Below are 15,260 nucleotides of genomic sequence, written 5' to 3' on the forward strand. Positions count from 1 at the left end.
TGAGGAGGCGTTTTTTTTGTCACAATCGTTTTACAATGAATCATCAAACCAAACAAATTTCAATCAACAACATAGCCTAAATCATGGTGGACATGAAATGATGGACATGCATGAAACAATTGGCGAAATTATTGCAGGTATGAACCAAGCGATTATTTTGCGTCCCCATGTAAAAGATCCTGAATTACTCAATATTTTGGATCGCCAATATAATTTCACTCTTGGTATGTACAATACGATCGTAGAATCCTTCAAAACAGGACACGATCCATCTGTTCCAACAGGACGCTACCAAATGGAAACAGGAAATGACTTCAAATATGGCCTAAATCCTGGTCAACCAAAAAAGCCAATGCAAAACGCAAATGAAATCAATGATGAAGCTATTTCTGGATTTTTACTTGGCGCTCAAAAAGGAGCAGCAAAATGCATGACAACTGCTGCGTTGGAGACAACAAACCCTGTAGTTCGTCGCGTTGTTGCGGATAGTATTCCTAACTGTATCGAAATGGGATACGAATTATCCATTTATCAAAATAAACACGGCTATTATCAGGTGCCTCAGTACTCTCAACAGGATATGCAAGCGATGCTGAATGCATACGACACAACATCTAATCCCCTTCATTAAATAAAAACAGTCCATGGTGAATACTCACACCATGGACTACTTTTTTAGTACAAAAAAGCGAACAAGTATGTCGTTCGCTTTTTCAGTTTTATAATACTTTTCCTAAAAACGCCTTCGTACGGTCGCTTTGTGGATTGCCGAATAGTTCCTCTGGAGAACCTTCTTCTACAATATAGCCCCCATCCATGAAGACCACTCGATCGCCTACTTCACGGGCAAAGCCCATTTCATGTGTCACAACAACCATTGTCATCCCTTCAGCTGCTAGATTTTTCATAACATCTAGCACCTCTTTTACCATTTCAGGGTCAAGTGCTGAAGTTGGTTCGTCAAATAAAATAGCTTTTGGCTTCATTGCTAAGGCACGAGCAATTGCCACACGCTGTTGCTGACCACCTGATAGCTGCTCAGGATAATTATATGCCTTGCTATCGAGGCCAACCTTTTTTAATAGTTCATGTCCTAGAGCCTCTGCGTCTGTACGACTCATTTTACGAATTTGCATAGGTGCCATTGTAACATTATCAATAACAGTCATATGCGGGAATAAGTTAAATTGTTGGAACACCATACCTACTTCAGCGCGAATTTCATTGATATTCGTTTTAGGGTCGTTAATTTTTACATTTTCAATATAAATAGCACCATCCGTTACTTCTTCTAACATATTGATGCAACGGAGAAATGTACTTTTTCCTGAACCAGACGGCCCAATAACACAGACAACTTGTTTTTCTTGAATTTCATAATCGATTCCTTTTAATACTTCAAGCTTGCCAAAGTATTTGTGTAGGTTTTCAATTTTTATCATCTAGCTTCCCGCCCTTCTACCTTAGCTTTACGAGGGACATAGCTATTGCTAAATCGTTTCTCGATAAATGCCACAATTTTCGTTACACCATATGTTAAAACTAAATATAATAATGCTGCAACGATATACGGTTCCCAGAAGCGGAAGCTTGCACCAGCTACGACCTTACTAGCGTATAAAATATCTGGTGCTGCAATTACTGTTACGAGTGAAGAATCTTTTAATAATGCGATAAATTCATTTCCTAATGGTGGAATCATCCGTCTAAATGCTTGAGGTAAAATGACCTTACGCATCGCTTGGTTATGCGTTAATCCAAGAGAGCGAGCAGCCTCCATTTGTCCTTTTGCAATACTTTGGATCCCTGCACGGAAAATTTCTGCATTATAAGCAGCACAGTTTAAAATAAGCGCTGTAATCCCTGATACCATATAGCCTAAAGAATGACCAAAAATTGTTGGAATAACTGCTAAGTGAATTAACAAGATTTGTACAAGCATCGGTGTTCCACGGAATAAATCGATATATAGTTTAGATGGCCAATAGATCCATTTTTTACTCGATAATTTTCCAAGGCCTAAAAATAGCCCTAATAGAATACCGCCAAAATAACCACTAAGTGTCAAAATAAGTGTTACGCCAATACCTCGTATAAACATATCTCGGTAGTTCCAGACAATGTCCCAGCGTAAGTCAAAGATGTCCATCCGAAAACCCCATTCCCCTTTAAATTACGATTAATAAATGAGCCGTTAGCACAGTTACTATGTTAGTAGCATCATGTCATTCATTTCTTACTAAAAATCAGTACCTGTAATTTCTTTTAATTTACCGTTTTCTTTAATCTTTTTAAGACCTTCGTTTAATTTATCTAGTAATTCTTTATTGCCTTTTTGAACCATGAAGCCATAGTATTCTTTTTCGAATGCGTCATCTTCAATTACTTTTAGTTTTTGATCTGGATGAGCCTTAATATATTCATAAACGACTGCGTTATCTCCGATAGCTGCATCAACATTACCATTTAGCATCTCTTGAATAGCGATTGGCTGACTTTCAAAAGCCATAATATTTGTACTTGCTTCCCCTTGAAGCTTTTTCGCCGCCATATGACCAGTAGCATTAATTTGTACTGATACTTTTTTATCTTTTAATTCATCAAGAGATTTAATTTTTGAATCTTCTTTCACAACAATTAATAACTGAGACTCATAGTATGGTTCTGTAAAATCAAATGATTCTTTACGTTCTTCCGTAATTGTGATCCCTGAAGCACCGATATCTGTTTCACCGTTTTTAATTGTTTGGAACACTGGCTCCCATCCAATATTATTCCACTCAACCTCAAAGTCCATCTCATCTGCAATTGCTTGTAGAATATCGACATCAATCCCTACAATTTTCCCTGAATCGTCAACAGATTCAAATGGTGCAAAAGTGGCCTCAGTACCTACTTTATAGACCTTTTTGCCATCTCCACCATCTTCTGAAGAAGAGCTACCTGAAGATGCCCCATCTTTTGTACCACATCCTGCAAGCGCTAATGTTAATGCCGCAATAATCATCAGTAACATCCAACCTGTTTTTTTCATTATATTTCCCCCTAGTTCGATAATTTTCCAAATTACGTATTATTTTTCGCAATTCGGAAATGTTAGACTATTAGGTCAATTATATTAACATTATAGTATTTAGACAACAACTTTTCGCATAAAACTAAATATTTTTTCATATAAATTTATATGAAATTCATATAATTTGAAAAAACATGTATAAATAACAAGAAAATAAACCTAAAACTAATATATATACAATGAGAACCATGCCAAATTTCGATAAATTTAGGCAAAAAAAAAGAATCCCCTCAGATAGGATTCTTTTTTTTCGACTATTGCTAGTCTCACGTACAGTATGTTCACTAAAAAATAATTTGGAGTTGTTGCTTTTTTGAAGGTTTGAAAGGAATAAATAGGGGAATAATGCCAACTAGGACAGTATTCCCTATTCTTCCTCTCGATCTCCAGTAAGCAGGCTGCTAAACTACTTATTAGGAGATGAGCTATAACAGTATATCAATTAATCAGTAAAATGGCGCCCTCGGAGGGAATCGAACCCCCAGTGCAAGAACCGGAATCTTACGTGTTATCCATTACACCACGAGGGCAAAAGACACAAAAAAAAAGTACTCACTCTAGGCTTACGAAAAGCATGATGTAGATAACCCTCATTTTTGAAGCATACCTGCAAAATAGTGTTCTGTACTTTAAACCTTATAACCTTAATCATTATACAAGCCTATCCTATATAATTCAACCATAGATTGCAAAAACAATTTATTTTTTTTAATTTCACTTTAGCAGGGTTAATATTTGACCTTCCCTGACTATAATGTGTATGATAAGGATACAGCTGAAATACAAAGGAAAATTTTCAGCAAAGGTATTCGAATTTAGCTTTTTAAGGAGGATTTAACATGAATTTAATTCCTACAGTTATTGAACAAACTAGTCGTGGTGAGCGTGCATATGACATTTATTCACGTCTACTTAAAGACCGTATTATCCTTTTAGGAAGTGCCATTGATGACAATGTTGCCAACTCCATTGTCGCTCAGCTTCTTTTCCTACAAGCAGAAGATCCAGATAAAGATATCTCTCTTTACATTAATTCACCTGGCGGATCCATTACGGCTGGTATGGCAATCTATGACACAATGCAAATTATTAAACCACAGGTACAAACAATTTGTATTGGTATGGCTGCATCAATGGGTGCTTTCCTACTTGCAGCTGGAGAACCTGGTAAACGTTTTGCCTTACCAAATGCTGAAGTTATGATTCACCAACCACTAGGTGGTGCGCAAGGGCAAGCGACAGAAATTGAAATTGCTGCTAAACGTATTTTATTCTTACGTGAAAAATTAAATGGCATTTTATCTGAACGCACTGGTCAACCACTTGAAGTCATTGCAAGAGACACAGATCGTGATAACTTCATGACTGCTGAACGTGCAAAAGAATATGGCTTAATTGACCACATTATGCATCGTAGCGATAATAAATAAAAAAGAGAAGGCATCACAGAATTGCTCTGTGATGCCTTTTGTATTTATTGAATGTTAATCTTCGTTTTCAATAATTGTTGCCAACGCTGTAACCGCTTGCTCAGCATCGTTACCTTCACTGCTTAAAGTCACTTCAGTACCTTTAGCAACTGCTAAGCTCATGACACCCATAATGGATTTGGCATTTACTTTTTTCTCGTCTTTTTCTAGAAAGATATCAGCACTAAAACGATTTGCTTCCTGCACAAATAGTGCTGCTTGTCTAGCTTGTAGTCCTAATTTTAATTTAACCTGGACTCTTCTCTCAATCATTCTCAAAACTCCCCTTCACTACCGTTCATCTATTAGTTTTATCTTACCTTACTTACAGGCAAAAGAACAATAAGCGATTAGCATGACATTCATACCTGAAAAGTATGATAACTTAACCACCTATTTTTTCACCACGCCTTAATGCATCCGCAATCTCATCAATTTTTCTCAATCGATGGTTAACACCAGATTTACTAACCGTTCCACTAGATACCATTTCACCAAGCTCTTTCAATGTCACATCTTGGTATTCAACACGGAGACGAGCTATTTCACGAAGCTTCTCTGGTAGTTGATCAAGACCAATTGAATTTTCAATAAATCGAATATTCTCTACCTGCCGTAATGCTGCACCAATGGTTTTATTTAAATTGGCAGTTTCACAGTTCACAATACGGTTGACACTATTACGCATATCTCGCAAAATCCGAACATCTTCAAATTTCATCATAGCCTGATGTGCGCCAACAATATTAAGGAAATCTGAAATTTTTTCCGCTTCCTTTAAGTACGTCACAAAGCCTTTTTTACGTTCGATTGTTTTGGCATTGAGTTCAAATTCATTCATCAAATCCATTAATGCTTCACCATGCTCTTTATATAAAGAATAAACCTCTAAATGATAAGCCGATGTTTCTGGATTATTGACAGAACCTCCTGCTAAAAAGGCTCCTCTTAAATAAGCTCTTTTTTGGCCACTCTTTTGAATGAGCTTTCTTGAGATAGTATGGTTAAATTGAAAGTCGTCTGAGATGATTTCTAAATTAATTAATAGCTCACGCGCACCTTCTCTTACACGACATATATACACATTATTTTTTTTCAATCGCATTTTCTTTCGAACAAGTAATTCCACATTGTACGGATACAATTTTTTCATAATCGTATATAGTCTTCTGGCTATTGCAGCGTTTTCGGTTTGCACGTCTAAGCTTAGTTGTTTATTTGCAAAGGATAATGAACCATTCATACGAATTAGGGCAGAAACTTCTGCTTTCATACAATGATCGTCCGCTTCTATTTGTGTCAATTCTTTTTTTGTTTCAGAAGCAAAAGACATATCACGCCCCCCTTTCAATCATGATTTCTATGTATATGTTCATCTTACCATATACAATAAAGCCATTATGTTTCTATTATTGGTCCTCTTACTTTTTGATGGTAAATATCAGCATAATCTACCAGCCATTCCGCAACATTCGTAGCATTATGGCGAACCGTTCCATCTGGTCGAATTGTAGCAATGTCCCGTTTAATAACTTCTAATCCCATACTTTCAAGCTTTGCTACGTCAAATGTTACTGGTTCCGCTCTTTCTTCTTTATACAATTCTTTTACAGGGTTCGGTAGTTCTTCATCATTTACTAAAATGGAATCGATAAAATCATGGCCAACATGCTTATGTATGGCTGTTACATGATCGCCTGCTGTATAAGAAATAGTTTCGCCCTTTTGTGTCATTAAATTACAAACATATATTTTTCTTCCTTTAGCCTTAACAACTGCTTCTCCTATTTCCTTCACAAGCAAATTCGGAATAATACTTGTATATAGGCTTCCTGGTCCTATTAAAATATAGTCTGCACGAAGTATTGCACGAATAGCTTCTGGTAACGGTTGCACATTTTCAGGTACTAAAAAAACGCGATTAATGCGTTTGGTCGCTGTAGGGATTTTTGATTCGCCCTCTATAATTGAGCCGTCATCAAGTACAGCATGTAGGGTGATTTTTTTATTAGCAGCTGGAATTACTCGACCATGAACTTTTAAAACCTTTCCCATCTCACTTATAGCATGACTGAAATCTCCGGTAATATCAGTAAGGGCTGTAAGCATTAAATTTCCTAAGGAGTGGCCTCGTAAATCTTCAGATGCCGAAAAACGGTATTGAAACATTTGCTCTACAAGGGGCTCAATATCTGATAATGCTGCAATCACGTTGCGTACATCACCAGGTGGTGGGATATCATAATCATCACGTAAACGACCTGAAGATCCACCATCATCTGCTACTGTTACAATAGCAGTTATATCAAATGGGTGATGCTTCAGCCCGCGAAGTAACGTGGAAAGCCCTGTGCCACCACCAATTACCACAAGCTTTGTTTGCTTTTTCCCCATTCACTCATTCCTTTCTACGATTAATATCACGATGCGTAATAACCGTATTTTCCTTGCCCGCAAAATATGCACCAAAAAATTCTGCTAATGTCACGGAGCGATGCTGGCCCCCAGTACATCCAAAAGCAATAACAAGCTGTGATTTGCCTTCTTGTCGATAGAGCGGAATCATAAAGTCTAATAAATCCGTTAGTTTTTGTATTAGTATTTGTGTATCTTCCAACGCTAACACATAAGAAGATACCTCCGTTTGAAGACCCGTTTTTGGACGTAGCTCCTCCACATAGTACGGGTTTTTAAGGAAACGAACATCAAACACTAAGTCTGCATCAATCGGCATTCCATGTTTAAAGCCAAAAGACATAATATTAACGGTAAAAATAGTATCTGCCTCACTCGCAAATTCTTTGACGATTTTTTCACGTAATTGCTTTGGTTTCATGTTAGATGTGTTATAAACTAAATTGGCACGACCTTTTACGACAGATAAAAGTTCTCGTTCCTGTTTAATCCCATCTAGAGGTAAACCATTCACTGCTAATGGATGTGCACGTCTTGTTTCTTTATAACGTCTGACTAATGTGGCATCATCTGCATCTAAAAATAAAATACGAGCAACAATATCGCCTTCTTTTAGTATATGGTCTAATGCGCCAATTAGAGCATCAAAAAAGTCGCCTCCGCGCATATCCATCACTGCTGCAATTCGAGTACTGTTTTTACCAGAATCCCTTAGTAAGGTTAAAAAAGTTGTAAGTAACGCAGGTGGTAAATTATCAATACAGTAATACCCTAAATCCTCAAAGCTTTGAATAGCTACTGTTTTCCCAGCCCCAGACATTCCTGTAATAATAACCAATTCATGTGTACTTTGTTGGCCTTCAACCACCACTGTCATGCAACTCCTTTATTGTTCTTTTGAAATTTGTATTTTTTGATGAAGTAATTCAAAATCCGTTGTATAGTCAAACGTGCCATACTGAATGCCTGATTGCGAAACAGCAAATTGTAAATTAGTTCGATCTCCTTCAGCCATTGGCAAATGTGCTAAATCCTCTACTGGATGCCATGCAAGTTTGCCTTCTCTTGTTTCTTCAAATGGTACTCCATCTACATCCTTTGCAACAAATGTATAGAGCATCCATTCATCCACTACATCATTGTTTTCTTTAATGATCATCGTATAAACACCCTTTAAATGAACATGTAAAGGTGTGACATTTGTCTCTTCTTGAAACTCACGAATAGCAGCCTCAAAGATTGACTCGCCGCTCTCCATTTTCCCTCCTGGAGCTACATACCAGCCTCGTCTTGGTTTCTGAAGTAATAATACTTTACCGTCTTTTACGGCAATTAAATTTGCAATTCTTTGCATAGGCACACCTCTAATCACTTTTGCATTCTACTCTTCATTATAACAAGACCTTGTAAGATTTGTCCTCATTTACAACTCTTGTACGCAGACTATTAACAATTTAGTTCTATTCAAAGATAACCATCTCATCTTGGGCGAAATTTACGTGTTTCGTGATATTATTATTTGATTTTTTACACATAAAAAAGTAGGCTGCTCCCACCTAATGGAGGCGGAAACAACCTACTAAACAAAATAAAAGGGGGATTGCTAATTACATTTTTAATCATACACCTTTTATATGTCATTCAAGTTACAGCAATATTAAAACCACATTAAAATTGTATTTTTTTCCTTAAAATAGCCACGTTAGGCATTAATCTTCTCTAATAGCTCTTCTACATAATGTTGAACAGCTTGCGCGGCAATACTACCGTCACCAGTTGCTGTTACAATTTGACGAAGTGATTTTTCACGAACATCTCCAGCTGCAAAGATACCTGGGATTTTTGTTTCCATCGTGTCATTTGTCAAAATATAGCCAGCGTCATTTAAAATACCTAATGATTCAAATGGTTTAGTTAAAGGTAGCATACCAATATAGACGAATACACCATCTGTAGCAAATTCAGATTCTGTACCATCAACAGTTGATTGTAGTGTTACACTCCCAACTCTACCATTCGCTTCATTGATTTCTTTGACAGTTGCATTCCAAATGAAATCAATTTTTTCATTGGCGAAGGCACGATCTTGTAAAATTTTTTGTGCACGTAATTTATCGCGACGGTGGACAATTGTCACTTTATCTGCAAAGCGAGTTAAATAAACACCCTCTTCAACAGCTGAATCTCCGCCACCTACGACAACAAGATTTTTTTGTTTAAAGAATGCACCATCACATACTGCACAGTAGCTGACACCACGACCACCAAGTTCTTTTTCACCTGGCACACCCATTTTTTTATATTCTGCACCAGTTGTAATAATAATAGCACGTGTTTTATATTCTTTTGCGCCTGATTTAATTGTTTTATATTCTTCTCCATCGATGATTTCCGTTACATCACCATAGGCGTATTCAGCACCAAATTTTTTAGCATGCTCAAACATTTTTGTAGAAAGCTCTGGTCCTAAAATTGTCTCAAAACCTGGGTAGTTTTCCACTTCTTCTGTGTTTGCCATTTGTCCACCCGGAATGCCGCGTTCAATCATTAATGTTGACAAATTCGCACGAGATGTATAGACGGCAGCAGTCATCCCAGCAGGACCTGCACCAATAATTACTACATCATAAATTTTTTCTTCTGACATAAATACTTCCCCCTAAACAGAATACTTTTTATCTTCATACAACCAATACACAAAACGTCATTATAGAAGAAGATCAATGACGCTACGAAAAAATTGGTGTTAGCGTTAGTATGTTCATCGTATGTGAAAGTATAAAGTTATTCAACTATGTTGCTCATACTTTAATTATGACTGTTTGGCAAAAACGTTAAGATTTCGTCAATATACTTCGATAAAGTAGATACAGATACTCCATATTGCTGTGCAATTTCCTTTTTTGTCACTTTGAGCATTTGTGAAGATCTGAATAAATAATCATTTGCTCCTGCAATTGCTGTTGGATTTGTAAAACGATAATTTTCTACTAAAGCTTGTTCACATAGCACAAACCACATTTGAAACATAGGTACAATTAATGATGATAGCTTTCCATACTGTTCTAATAAAATTTCTGAAACCTGTACTGACCGTAAAAAGCTTGCTTCTACTTTGTTTTTCTTATCAAATTCATGTCCTAGTGCATAAGCCAAAAATAATTTCTCAAAAGAGCCTAATTGTTCAATATTAATCCATTTTGGATGGGCAATAATTTCTTGCTTATGCGCTGTGCCTTTCAGTAAAAACAAGCCAAAAATGCGCTCACTTTTATAAGTGCTCTCTAATTTTTCAACAATAAAATCACGATCATGCTCCAATGCATCAAGCCCAAATTCATTTTCTTGTTGACGCCAAGGTTCAAAGCCCTCTTTGTCTGGGTCTAATTCTAGAAGCTGATCCCAAGCACTTTTCGAAATCTCCTCATGTCCTGAGAAATAGGCAGCATGCGACAACCAAAAGTAAAATCCTGCATCTCCTACATAGCCTCTCTTTTGCATACTGCGCAGCCATTTATAGGCTAATTCATATTGGCCGATTAAGGCTAATGTAGCACCAAGTTTATATCGATGCTCCCAAGTATAGGGTTGAATTTTGACAAGAACATTTAACAGTTCTTGTAAATCCTCTTCATTTTTTTCATAATAAGCAATCACCGTTAAATTGCATAATGCATGTAGATTGCCCTTATTTTCACGTAGCACTGTATGCAAGAGAGCCTTTGCTTGCTCTTCTTCTCCAACATAAAAATAAGCGAGTGCTAGATTATTATAGGCGGACCAAAATGCTGGTCGATCTTCAATTAAATCTTCTAAAATAGTAATAGCTTCAGGAAAATCTCCCTTTTCCATGCAACGACGAGCTTGCTCCTGACGATATAAATCCTCACCAGAGCCTTCAAGCTCTTCAAAATCATCTTGCTCAAAAGCGACAAACTCTAATATTTCTGCCGCTTCATCTGCATAAGCACCCTCAGGTTCTAGCTTTAAATATTCTTCAGCAAAGCGTTTTGCATCATGCATGATGCCCACACATCCTGATACTTCTGCCATGTAAAATATGATTTCTGGATTATCTGGATCAATTTGATAGGCACGACGAAGTAGATCATACGCTTCCTCAAAACGTTGACCTTCTAACTCTACTATGGCTAACTGCAAGATAATCATTGGATCGTCGGGGCTTAAATCTACCGCACGCTGTAAATATTTATAGGCTTTATTCATTTGTCCACTGTTCATTGCTTGAATTGATTTCTTATAATAATAGTCGCCTGTTGGAATGAACGACACTATATTCGATTGAGTCTCATTTTGACGTTTCTTTTCCAATATATTTCCTCCGAAACAAGAAATAAGGAACGTATTTTACGTTCCTTTACACAGTATCTCCTATTATACCACACAATCAATAATATGCTGTTATTTCTCCTCGTGACGTTTTTCCAACACATGTAGAACATCATAAATGCTTACTTTTTGTTCTTGTAATAATACTAGTAGGTGATAAATTAAATCAGCAGCCTCCCATTTTACTTCCTCAGCATCTCGGTTTTTGGCACCAATAACCACCTCTGTTGCTTCTTCCCCAACCTTTTTACAGATTTTATCAATGCCCTTATCAAATAAATATGTAGTGTACGCTCCTTCTGGCATTTCCTGCTCTCGCTTTTCGATGACACGAGCAAGTTTAGAAATGATGTCAATAGAACCTACCTTCTCATTTTGCTGAATGACTTCAGTGAAGCAAGAAATTGTACCATTATGACATGCTGGCCCCGTCGGTAGAACCTCCACTATTAACGCATCTTGATCACAATCTGCTTTGATTGACACTACTTTTTGTGTATGGCCACTTGTTGCTCCCTTATGCCAAAGCTCTTGACGGGATCGAGAATAAAACCAAGTTTCCCCTGATTCAATGGTTTTAGCTAATGACTCCTTATTCATATACGCTACTGTTAATACCTCTTTTGTATTGGCATCTTGTACTACAGCTGTAACAAGACCTCTCTCATCAAATTGAATATTCTCTATCATCTTACCGCCACTCCTTTTTCACGTAAGTATTCCTTTACTTGCGCTACACTCGTTTCTTTATAATGGAAGATGGAGGCTGCTAGTGCAGCATCTGCATCTACCTCATGTGCTAATACTTCGTAAAAATGTTCGGCATGTCCCGCTCCACCACTGGCAATCACAGGAACTGTCACAGCTTCACGTACTGCTTTGGTTAAGGCTAAATCAAAGCCTGATTTTTCTCCATCTTGATTCATACTTGTTAATAAAATCTCACCAGCTCCTAAGCGTACAGCCTCTTTTGCCCATTCAATAGCTGACCAAGATGTTTTGTTGCGTCCACCATGTGTATAAACCATCCATGTGCCATCTTCCTCACTATAGCGAGCATCAATTGCTACAACAATGCATTGTGCGCCAAAGTAATCAGAGCCTTCCTTAATAAGTGCAGGTCTTTCCAACGCGGATGTATTCACCGAAACTTTATCAGCACCTGCTCGTAAAATACGCTTCATATCATCCAACGTACGAATGCCTCCGCCAACAGTAAAGGGTATGGCAAGCGTAGCCGCTGTTTGACGAACGACATCTACCATCGTTTCTCGACCTTCATGTGAAGCAGAAATATCTAAAAATACAAGCTCATCTGCTCCTTGTTCATCATAGAACTTCGCAAGCTCTACAGGATCTCCTGCATCTCGGATAGAGACAAATTGTATACCTTTTACAACACGACCTTCTTTCACATCAAGACATGGGATAATACGTTTTGTTAGCATGCCTTCACACCTTTCAACCATTGCTCTAATAAATAAACACCTAATTCCCCTGATTTTTCAGGGTGAAATTGCATGCCAGTCACAGAACCATTCGTCACAATACCAGGTACTTTAATGCCATAGTAATCAGCATAGGCAACAAGCTCTGATTCTACTATATCTGTTGCATAAAAGGAGTGAACAAAATAGACATGCTTGGCTGATACTTCATTGTGTAACCATGCAGGACGATTTGCCACAATCAGTTCATTCCACCCCATATGTGGTACTCTGTATGCTTGGCCCTCTTGGCTACCACTAAAGCGTTTAATACATCCCTTGAAAAAGCCTAACCCCTTTGTTGGGGTTACTTCATCACTTTGCTCGAATAATAATTGCATGCCTAGACAAATCCCTAAAAGAGGACGGTTTTCGCTTTGTACCTTCTGTAAATATTGATCTAAGTTTGTTTCAGCTAAACGCTTTCTGGCATCAGGGAATGCCCCCACCCCGGGTAATAAAAGTGCGTCAGCTGTATCTAACGCCTTCTCATCAGCAGTTATAATAACCTCACAGCCAAGCCGTTTTAATGCTTGCTCCACACTAAATAAATTGCCCATACCATAATCAATAACACCTATTTTCACGTCAACAGCCCCTTAGTAGATGGTACGCCTTTAACACGCGGGTCAATTTCCACTGCGGCATCAATCGCACGTGCTAATGCTTTGAAAATTGCCTCAATAATATGATGTGTATTCTGGCCATAAGGTACAATCACGTGAACATTCATCCTTGCCTCAAGGGCAAATTTCCATAAAAATTCATGCACTAATTCTGTATCAAATGTTCCTACTTTTTCTTTTAATGCTGGCACACGATACTCTAAATGAGGTCGATTCGAACAATCGACCACTACCTGAGCTAGTGCGTCATCCATCGGTACAAAGGCGTTACCATAGCGTTTAATGCCTTTTTTATCACCAAGTGCTTCTCGAACAGCCTGACCTAATACAATACCAAGGTCCTCTGTTGTATGGTGATCATCAATATAAGTATCGCCATTAGCATGTATTGTGCCATTAAATAGTCCATGCTTAATAAATAAGTCAAGCATATGGTCCATAAAACCTACGCCTGTTTGGATATCAGCCTTGCCCTCACCATCTAAATCAATGGCTACTGAAATTTGCGTTTCATTCGTTGTACGCTCTATCTTTGCATATCGTTTCTTTTCTGTCATCGTCCTATTCCTTCTCCCATCCACGTGATTCCACTGCACGAGCATGTCCCTCTAAGCCTTCCATACGCGCTAGACGTGCAATTTTTGATGCATTGTCACTCCAGGTTTTTTTACTATAGTAAACAATACTTGATTTTTTCACAAAATCATCGACATTTAAGCCACTTGCAAAACGAGCCGTACTATTGGTTGGTAGTACATGATTGGTCCCTGCAAAATAATCACCAACTGGCTCAGAACTATATCGACCTATAAAAATACCGCCAGCATGTCTTATTTGCTCAGCTAGTGCCTCCGCATTTTCTGTCACAATTTCTAAATGCTCTGGTGCTAATGAATTAATAGCTTCCACTGCATCCGCTAATGTTTCAGCTACATAAATTACCCCAAATTTCTCTATAGAAGCACGCGCTACTTCTTGACGTGGTAAGTTCAGCAGCTGCTTCTCTACTTCCTCAGCTACTTTTTTAGCTAATTGCTCTGAGGTTGTGACAAGAATTGCGCAAGCTAGCGGATCGTGCTCTGCTTGTGATAAAAGGTCTGCAGCAATTTCATCAGGATAGGCTGTATCATCAGCCAGCACAGCAATTTCACTCGGTCCAGCGATCATATCAATGGCCACTTCTCCAAATACCTCACGTTTGGCAAGTGCCACATAAATATTTCCTGGACCTGTTATTTTATCGACTGGGGAAATTGTTTCCGTGCCATAGGCAAGTGCAGCTATGGCCTGTGCCCCACCAACTTTATAAATCTCATCAATCCCTAAAAGGTGAGCCGCCACAAGTACACCTGCTGGTAGTTTCCCTTTCTGCCCTGCAGGTGAAGTAATAACAATACGTTTCACCCCTGCAACCTGCGCTGGTATCACATTCATCAATACAGATGAAGGGTAGGCTGCTGTACCACCTGGAACATATAGTCCTACTGCATCTAAGGCCGTTACCCGTTGACCTAACCAAGAACCCTCTCCCAGTTCTAGGCGATACCCTGAACGTATCTGTTGTTCATGATAAAAGCGAATATTTTCTGCTGCTTCCGCTAAGTCCTTATAAAGTTGAGGATCAAGTTCACTTACTGCTTCTTGTATTTCTTCTTCAGAGACGCGCAAACTCTTAGGGACATAGCCATCCCACATCTCAGTATAGGTACGTAACGCCGCATCTCCCTGTACCTTAACATCCGAAAGGACTTGTCGCACAACTTTTATTTGTTCCTCATTTCCTCCTTCAAGTGGTCTTTTTAAGGAAATGCCTTTTTCAAGCTTTGTTATTTTCATC

The 15,260-nt window shown here is 38.2% G+C and carries 17 protein-coding genes and 1 tRNA gene; 2 read left to right on the forward strand and 16 right to left on the reverse strand.

Features of this window, described 5'->3' with window-relative positions; genetic code table 11:
• The first annotated feature begins 16 nt into the window (after window positions 1–16).
• Window positions 17–631 (forward strand): spore coat protein, encoded by a 615-nt coding sequence (locus tag MHB39_RS18745; RefSeq protein ID WP_036078811.1) that lies wholly within the window; start codon window positions 17–19, stop codon window positions 629–631.
• Between the two features lie 88 nt (window positions 632–719).
• Here the strand turns inward: MHB39_RS18745 and MHB39_RS18750 are convergent, their stop codons facing one another.
• The 4 genes from MHB39_RS18750 to MHB39_RS18765 form a co-directional block, all read right to left on the reverse strand.
• Window positions 720–1,442 (reverse strand): amino acid ABC transporter ATP-binding protein, encoded by a 723-nt coding sequence (locus tag MHB39_RS18750; protein WP_016993912.1) that lies wholly within the window; start codon window positions 1,440–1,442, stop codon window positions 720–722.
• Complete coding sequence (locus MHB39_RS18755; protein WP_004228035.1) at window positions 1,439–2,149, reverse strand: amino acid ABC transporter permease; 711 nt, start codon at window positions 2,147–2,149, stop codon at window positions 1,439–1,441. The genes MHB39_RS18750 and MHB39_RS18755 overlap by 4 nt, the downstream gene beginning before the upstream one ends.
• A 90-nt stretch (window positions 2,150–2,239) precedes the next feature.
• A complete protein-coding gene (locus MHB39_RS18760) occupies window positions 2,240–3,034 on the reverse strand; it encodes a basic amino acid ABC transporter substrate-binding protein (RefSeq protein ID WP_016993913.1) in 795 nt (264 codons plus the stop codon).
• Window positions 3,035–3,531: 497 nt separating this feature from the next.
• Window positions 3,532–3,606: transfer RNA gene (locus MHB39_RS18765), tRNA-Arg, on the reverse strand.
• A gap of 309 nt (window positions 3,607–3,915) precedes the next feature.
• On the opposite strand from MHB39_RS18765, the gene clpP reads away from it, so the two are divergent.
• Complete coding sequence (gene clpP / locus MHB39_RS18770) at window positions 3,916–4,506, forward strand: ATP-dependent Clp endopeptidase proteolytic subunit ClpP (RefSeq protein WP_004228025.1); 591 nt, start codon at window positions 3,916–3,918, stop codon at window positions 4,504–4,506.
• 54 nt (window positions 4,507–4,560) lie between these two features.
• On the opposite strand, the gene MHB39_RS18775 is transcribed toward clpP, so the two are convergent.
• From MHB39_RS18775 to hisD, 12 genes are all read right to left on the reverse strand, one after another.
• Window positions 4,561–4,818, reverse strand: a complete 258-nt coding sequence (locus MHB39_RS18775; RefSeq protein WP_004228023.1) for an HPr family phosphocarrier protein — start codon at window positions 4,816–4,818, stop codon at window positions 4,561–4,563.
• Between the two features lie 112 nt (window positions 4,819–4,930).
• The gene (whiA, locus tag MHB39_RS18780) at window positions 4,931–5,878 is read right to left on the reverse strand and encodes a DNA-binding protein WhiA (protein ID WP_342544920.1); all 948 of its coding nucleotides are present in this window, start codon (window positions 5,876–5,878) and stop codon (window positions 4,931–4,933) included.
• A gap of 65 nt (window positions 5,879–5,943) precedes the next feature.
• Complete coding sequence (locus MHB39_RS18785) at window positions 5,944–6,939, reverse strand: YvcK family protein (RefSeq protein ID WP_016993556.1); 996 nt, start codon at window positions 6,937–6,939, stop codon at window positions 5,944–5,946.
• Window positions 6,940–6,943: 4 nt separating this feature from the next.
• On the reverse strand, window positions 6,944–7,837 hold the full coding sequence (gene rapZ / locus MHB39_RS18790) for an RNase adapter RapZ (protein WP_342544923.1): 894 nt from the start codon (window positions 7,835–7,837) through the stop codon (window positions 6,944–6,946).
• A gap of 9 nt (window positions 7,838–7,846) precedes the next feature.
• Window positions 7,847–8,314, reverse strand: coding sequence for an 8-oxo-dGTP diphosphatase (locus MHB39_RS18795; protein ID WP_016993558.1), 468 nt, complete (start codon window positions 8,312–8,314; stop codon window positions 7,847–7,849).
• A 348-nt stretch (window positions 8,315–8,662) separates the two neighbouring features.
• On the reverse strand, window positions 8,663–9,607 hold the full coding sequence (gene trxB / locus MHB39_RS18800) for a thioredoxin-disulfide reductase (RefSeq protein WP_342544924.1): 945 nt from the start codon (window positions 9,605–9,607) through the stop codon (window positions 8,663–8,665).
• Window positions 9,608–9,768: 161 nt separating this feature from the next.
• Window positions 9,769–11,292, reverse strand: a complete 1,524-nt coding sequence (locus tag MHB39_RS18805) for a tetratricopeptide repeat protein (RefSeq protein WP_342544926.1) — start codon at window positions 11,290–11,292, stop codon at window positions 9,769–9,771.
• A gap of 90 nt (window positions 11,293–11,382) precedes the next feature.
• Window positions 11,383–12,000 (reverse strand): bifunctional phosphoribosyl-AMP cyclohydrolase/phosphoribosyl-ATP diphosphatase HisIE, encoded by a 618-nt coding sequence (hisIE, locus tag MHB39_RS18810; protein ID WP_016993559.1) that lies wholly within the window; start codon window positions 11,998–12,000, stop codon window positions 11,383–11,385.
• Window positions 11,997–12,758: an imidazole glycerol phosphate synthase subunit HisF gene (gene hisF / locus MHB39_RS18815; RefSeq protein ID WP_016993560.1), complete on the reverse strand. Its 762-nt coding sequence runs from the start codon at window positions 12,756–12,758 to the stop codon at window positions 11,997–11,999. Before hisF ends, hisIE begins: the two co-directional genes overlap by 4 nt.
• On the reverse strand, window positions 12,752–13,384 hold the full coding sequence (gene hisH, locus MHB39_RS18820; protein WP_016993561.1) for an imidazole glycerol phosphate synthase subunit HisH: 633 nt from the start codon (window positions 13,382–13,384) through the stop codon (window positions 12,752–12,754). Before hisH ends, hisF begins: the two co-directional genes overlap by 7 nt.
• Complete coding sequence (gene hisB, locus MHB39_RS18825) at window positions 13,381–13,980, reverse strand: imidazoleglycerol-phosphate dehydratase HisB (protein ID WP_004227994.1); 600 nt, start codon at window positions 13,978–13,980, stop codon at window positions 13,381–13,383. Before hisB ends, hisH begins: the two co-directional genes overlap by 4 nt.
• A gap of 4 nt (window positions 13,981–13,984) precedes the next feature.
• The gene (gene hisD, locus MHB39_RS18830; RefSeq protein ID WP_016993563.1) at window positions 13,985–15,259 is read right to left on the reverse strand and encodes a histidinol dehydrogenase; all 1,275 of its coding nucleotides are present in this window, start codon (window positions 15,257–15,259) and stop codon (window positions 13,985–13,987) included.
• Window position 15,260: the final 1 nt, after the last annotated feature.

Source organism: Lysinibacillus sp. FSL K6-4013, from assembly GCF_038630435.1.
GTDB lineage: Bacteria > Bacillota > Bacilli > Bacillales_A > Planococcaceae > Lysinibacillus > Lysinibacillus boronitolerans.

What these genes read in the sequence shown, in the direction of transcription:
- MHB39_RS18750 (WP_016993912.1), bottom strand. Translation starts at nt 1,442, where the DNA reads ATGATAAAAATTGAAAACCTACACAAATACTTTGGCAAGCTTGAAGTA.
- MHB39_RS18755 (WP_004228035.1), bottom strand. Translation starts at nt 2,149, where the DNA reads ATGGACATCTTTGACTTACGCTGGGACATTGTCTGGAACTACCGAGAT.
- MHB39_RS18760 (WP_016993913.1), bottom strand. Translation starts at nt 3,034, where the DNA reads ATGAAAAAAACAGGTTGGATGTTACTGATGATTATTGCGGCATTAACA.
- clpP (WP_004228025.1), top strand. Translation starts at nt 3,916, where the DNA reads ATGAATTTAATTCCTACAGTTATTGAACAAACTAGTCGTGGTGAGCGT.
- MHB39_RS18775 (WP_004228023.1), bottom strand. Translation starts at nt 4,818, where the DNA reads ATGATTGAGAGAAGAGTCCAGGTTAAATTAAAATTAGGACTACAAGCT.
- whiA (WP_342544920.1), bottom strand. Translation starts at nt 5,878, where the DNA reads ATGTCTTTTGCTTCTGAAACAAAAAAAGAATTGACACAAATAGAAGCG.
- MHB39_RS18785 (WP_016993556.1), bottom strand. Translation starts at nt 6,939, where the DNA reads ATGGGGAAAAAGCAAACAAAGCTTGTGGTAATTGGTGGTGGCACAGGG.
- rapZ (WP_342544923.1), bottom strand. Translation starts at nt 7,837, where the DNA reads ATGACAGTGGTGGTTGAAGGCCAACAAAGTACACATGAATTGGTTATT.
- MHB39_RS18795 (WP_016993558.1), bottom strand. Translation starts at nt 8,314, where the DNA reads ATGCAAAGAATTGCAAATTTAATTGCCGTAAAAGACGGTAAAGTATTA.
- trxB (WP_342544924.1), bottom strand. Translation starts at nt 9,607, where the DNA reads ATGTCAGAAGAAAAAATTTATGATGTAGTAATTATTGGTGCAGGTCCT.
- hisIE (WP_016993559.1), bottom strand. Translation starts at nt 12,000, where the DNA reads ATGATAGAGAATATTCAATTTGATGAGAGAGGTCTTGTTACAGCTGTA.
- hisF (WP_016993560.1), bottom strand. Translation starts at nt 12,758, where the DNA reads ATGCTAACAAAACGTATTATCCCATGTCTTGATGTGAAAGAAGGTCGT.
- hisB (WP_004227994.1), bottom strand. Translation starts at nt 13,980, where the DNA reads ATGACAGAAAAGAAACGATATGCAAAGATAGAGCGTACAACGAATGAA.
- hisD (WP_016993563.1), bottom strand. Translation starts at nt 15,259, where the DNA reads ATGAAAATAACAAAGCTTGAAAAAGGCATTTCCTTAAAAAGACCACTT.